Origin of the sequence: Stenotrophomonas sp. 3diitr2024, assembly GCF_042136455.1 — a bacterium.
Lineage (GTDB): Bacteria > Pseudomonadota > Gammaproteobacteria > Xanthomonadales > Xanthomonadaceae > Stenotrophomonas > Stenotrophomonas sepilia.
This window is the reverse complement of record NZ_JBHHMJ010000727.1, coordinates 1-4,610: the sequence shown is the minus strand read 5'-3', so window position 1 is coordinate 4,610 and position 4,610 is coordinate 1. Positions and strand designations below refer to the sequence as shown.

Annotated in this window: 4 protein-coding genes; 1 reads left to right on the top strand and 3 read right to left on the bottom strand. The window is 66.8% G+C overall.

Going from position 1 to position 4,610, the window contains the following annotated elements:
• The 3 genes from ABGA94_RS19030 to murJ all read right to left on the bottom strand — a co-directional run.
• Window positions 1-1,461: class I tRNA ligase family protein (locus ABGA94_RS19030; RefSeq protein ID WP_375367927.1), on the bottom strand; the 1,461-nt coding region annotated here is incomplete at its 3' end.
• The gene (locus ABGA94_RS19025; RefSeq protein WP_005415707.1) at window positions 1,458-2,405 is read right to left on the bottom strand and encodes a bifunctional riboflavin kinase/FAD synthetase; all 948 of its coding nucleotides are present in this window, start codon (window positions 2,403-2,405) and stop codon (window positions 1,458-1,460) included. The genes ABGA94_RS19030 and ABGA94_RS19025, both read right to left, overlap by 4 nt.
• A 75-nt stretch (window positions 2,406-2,480) precedes the next feature.
• A complete protein-coding gene (murJ, locus tag ABGA94_RS19020) occupies window positions 2,481-4,085 on the bottom strand; it encodes a murein biosynthesis integral membrane protein MurJ (protein ID WP_095377769.1) in 1,605 nt (534 codons plus the stop codon).
• 117 nt (window positions 4,086-4,202) lie between these two features.
• Here murJ and rpsT point away from each other — a divergent pair, with 117 nt between their 5' ends.
• Entirely contained in the window at window positions 4,203-4,472 is a 270-nt protein-coding gene (gene rpsT, locus ABGA94_RS19015) for a 30S ribosomal protein S20 (RefSeq protein WP_005408560.1), read from the top strand.
• Window positions 4,473-4,610 lie beyond the last annotated feature (138 nt).

Here is a 4,610-nt window from a genome sequence, read left to right as displayed (position 1 = left end):
GAGGCCGGCCAGCACGTCGCGAACGGTTTCGGACAAGTTGATGTTGGTGGTGTTCTCGATCGGGGACTCCACGTTGGTGTCCTCGATGAAGTCGCCCAGATGGGAATCCTCGTCGTCGCCGATCGGGGTTTCCATCGAGATGAACCACTGCGGAGTGGCGCGGAACACCACTGGTGTCTTGTGGCGCCAGCAGTGCGGATAGCTGTGGCGGATCGGGTGGAAGGCCAGCAGCGCACCGTTGTCGCGCAGCACGCCGACGATGGCCTCCTGCGCCTTCCACAGGTGCTGGCCGGCCAGCACCACCTCACCGGCCGGCGGGGTCGATTCCAGGTACACGCCACGGCCGTCGATCGGGGTCACCTGCCCGGCGTTGTACTTGTCCAGCAGGCCGTACTTCTGGCTGACCACGAAGTCTTCCTGGCCGTGGCCAGGGGCGGTGTGCACCGCACCGGTACCGTCCTCGTCGGAGACGTGGTCGCCATTGAGCAACGGGATGTCGCGCTCCGGATAGAACGGATGCGCCAGCAGCTGGTTCTCCAGCGCCGCACCGGTGGTTTCACCGTGCAGCACGACGCTCTCGACGCCGTAGCGCTGCAGCGAGCGCTCGGCCAGCGCGGCGGCCAGCACCAGCCAACGGCGCTTGCCGTTGTGGGCCGGGCCTTCGGCCAGCACATAGTTGATTTCCGCGCCAAGCGACACCGCCAGCGAGGCCGGCAGCGTCCACGGGGTGGTGGTCCAGATCGGCACGGCCACTTCGACGTCGGCCGGCACGCTCACACCGAACGCCTTGCCGATGGCCTGGGCATCGCGCGCGGCGTAGGCCACGTCGATCGCCGGCGATTCCTTTTCCTGGTACTCGATCTCCGCCTCGGCCAGTGCCGAGCCACAGTCGAAGCACCAGTACACCGGCTTGGCACCACGCACCAGGTGACCGTTGGCGACGACCTTGGCCAGCGCACGGATCTCATTGGCTTCGAAGTCGAAACTCAGGGTCTTGTACGGGTTGTCCCAATCGCCGGTCACGCCCAGGCGCTTGAAGTCCACGCGCTGGATGTTGATCTGCTCTTCGGCGAACTCGCGGCACTTCTGCCGGAATTCAACCGCATCGAGCTTGGTGCCGACCTTGCCCCACTTCTTCTCGACCGCGATCTCGATCGGCAGGCCATGGCAGTCCCAGCCCGGCACATAGGGCGCATCGAAGCCGGCCAGGTAGCGCGACTTGACGATGATGTCCTTCAGGATCTTGTTGACCGCATGGCCCAGGTGGATGCGGCCGTTGGCGTAGGGCGGGCCGTCGTGCAGCACGAACAGCGGGCGGCCGGCGGCGTTGTCACGCAGCTGCTGGTAGAGCCCCTGCGCTTCCCACTGCGCCAGAATGCCCGGCTCGCGCTTGGGCAGGTCGCCGCGCATCGGGAATTCGGTGGCTGGCAGGTTCAGGGTGGTCTTGTAGTCCTGGCTCACGCAGTGGCTCGCAATCTATGTTCGGAAAGGAGGGCGCGCGCCTGTTCGGCGTCGCGGTGCATCTGGTCGGTCAGTGCCGCCAGATCATTGAATTTCTCTTCGTCGCGCAGCTTGGCGACAAACTCCACGTCGATGTGGCGCCCGTACAGGTCGCCCTGGAAATCGAACAGGTGGGCTTCCAGCAGCGGCTCCACGCCCTCCACCGTCGGCCGAGTGCCGAAGCTGGACACCGACGGCCACGGCTGGTCGAACACGCCGTGCACCCAGGTTGCGTAGATGCCCGACAGCGCCGGGGTCTTCGGGAAGCGCAGGTTGGCGGTGGGGAAGCCCAGCGTACGGCCAAGCTGGCGACCGCGCACCACGCGCCCGCTGATCGCATACGGGCGACCGAGCAGGTCGTTGGCGCGGGCGAAATCGCCCCCCTGCAGCAGCTGGCGGATGCGGGTGCTGGAGATGCGCTCGCCATGCAGGTCCACCGCTTCAATCTCGCCGGCGCTGAAGCCCAGTTCGGCGCCCATCTCCTGCAGCAGTGCCAGATCACCGCGGCGGCGGTTGCCGAAGCAGAACTCCGGCCCGATCCAGACTTCGCGGGCGCCCAGCCGGTGCACCAGCAACCGGCGCACGAAGGTCTCGGCCGGCATCGCCGCCATCGCGGCATCGAAGCGCAGCAGGCCGACCGCATCGACACCGAGCTCGCGCAGGATCTCGACCTTGCTGCGCGCCAGGGTCAGCCGCGGCGGCGGCGTGCCCTGGGCGAAGAATTCACGCGGCAGCGGCTCGAATGCCACGGCCACTGCGGCCACGCCCAAGGCGCGCGCGCGGGCGACCGCGTGGCGGACCAGCGCACGATGGCCCAGGTGGAGGCCGTCGAATGCACCGATACAGACCACGCTTCCGTTGGGGAACAGCTCCCCGCCCTCGACGCTTCTGAACAGCCTGCTCATCAACTCTCGTTCCGGCCCGACCGGGGCCGCCGCTTCAATGGTGTAACCCTGAAGTATAGCCGCCACGGGCCGCGATCAATGCCCGCGCAGGTCGCGCGGGCGGAAGCCCATCGCCAGCATGGCCACCGCATAGGTCGCGCCGCCGCCGCCGACCAGCAACGCCAAGGCACCGATCCGCTCCCACACACGCATCGCGGAGAAACCCGGCAGCCAGTGCAGCAGGGCCAACAGCACGCCAACCATGGCCGCGCAGGCCAGCACCAGGCGCAGCAGATAGCCGCCCCAGCCCGGCCGGCGCTGGTAGACATCGGTCTTGCCCAGCCAGTACCAGAGCAGGCCCAGGTTCAGGTAACTGGACAGCGCGCTGGCGATGCCCAGTGCCAGGTGCAGGCCCGGCTGCTTGCCGATGGCCGCCATCACGCCCTGCGCCTTCAGCGCGTCGGGCACCATCACCTGGTACAGCACGGCCAGCAGGGCGAAGTTGAACACCATGTTGGCCACCAGCGCCGCCACGCCGGCGCGCACCGGGGTCTTGGTGTCCTGGCGGGCGTAGAAGGCCGGCAGCACCACCTTCAGCAGGGCGAATGCCGGCAGGCCGAAGCTCAGGCCATACACCGACAGCGCGGTCATGCGGGTGTCGAAGGCGCTGAACTGGCCGTGCTGGAAGATGGTCGCGATCAGCGGCTCGGCCAGCAGCAGCAGGCCCAGCATGGCCGGCACCGAGATCAGCAGGGTCATGCGCAGGCCCCAGTCCAGCGAGCGCGAGAAGCCCTCGCGGTCGGTGCTGACATGGTGGCGGGCCAGCGCCGGCAGGATCACCGTGCCCAGCGCCACGCCGAACACGCCCAGCGGCAGCTCCAGGAAGCGGTCAGCCAGCGACAGCCACGACTGCGAGCCGTCGGTCAGCTTGGCCGCGATCACCGTATCCAGCAGCAGGTTGATCTGCGCCACCGAGGAACCAAACAGGGTCGGCACCATCAGCGTCATGACCTTGCGCACACCCGGGTGGCGCCAGCCCCAGCGCGGCAGGGTCAGCAGGTTGATGCCCTTCAGCGAGGGCAGCTGGAACAGCAACTGCAGGATGCCGGCGGCCAGCACCGCCCAGCCCAGCGCCAGGATCTGCTTTTCCGGCGTGCCGCCCAGCCGCGGTGCCAGCCACAGCGCGCCGGCGATCATGCACAGGTTGAGAATGACCGGGGTCAGCGCCGGCATGGCAAAGCGCTGGAAGCTGTTCAGCGCACCACCGGCCAGTGCGGTCAGCGAGACGAACAGCAGGAACGGGAAGGTCAGGCGGAACAGGTCGACCAGCAGGCCCTGCTTGACCGGGTCGGTATCAACGCCACTGGAGAAGACCGAGGCCAGCTGCGGCGCGAAGATCAGCGCCAGTGCGGTGACCAGCATCAGCACCCCGCCCAGGGTGCCGGCGGTGCGGGCCATCAGTTCGCGCAGCTCGGCGTGGCTGCGGGTTTCCTTCACTTCCGTGAACACCGGCACGAAAGCGGTGGCGAAAGACCCTTCGGCGAACAAACGCCGCAGGAAATTGGGTACCCTGAAGGCGACCCAGAAAGCATCAGTGATGGCGTTGGTGCCGAACGTGGTGGTCACCACGAAGTCCCGGACAAGTCCGAGAACGCGCGAGACCATGGTCATGCTGCTGAACGACAGCAGGCCCCGCAACAACTTGGGTGAACTCACTCAGCGTCCCTCTTGACAATCGACTTGACGTGCATTTCTTACGCCATCATACTAGCTAGCTTGCTGTTCCCATAACACCGATTTTTTCAGGAAACCACCACCGTGGCCAATATCAAGTCCGCCAAGAAGCGCGCCAAGCAGACCGTCGTGCGCAACGCGCGCAACGTGGCTCAGCGCTCGATGCTGCGCACCGCTGTCAAGAAAGTGATCAAGGCGCTGGACGCCAACGATGCCGCCGGCGCCGAAGCCGCCTTCGCCGTTGCCCAGCCGATCCTGGATCGCTTCAGCGCGCGTGGCCTGATCCACAAGAACAAGGCTGCTCGCCACAAGAGCCGCCTGAACGACCGCATCAAGGCCCTCAAGGCCGCCTGATCCGGCGTTGCCGCCCTGCCCTTCGGGGTTGGGCTGCAGACAAAAGCCCGGCCCCGGCCGGGTTTTTTGTTGCCCGCGATCCGGGACTTTTGACACGTCCGGGGTCAGATCCCTTTTCCAGCGGAAAAGGGATCTGAC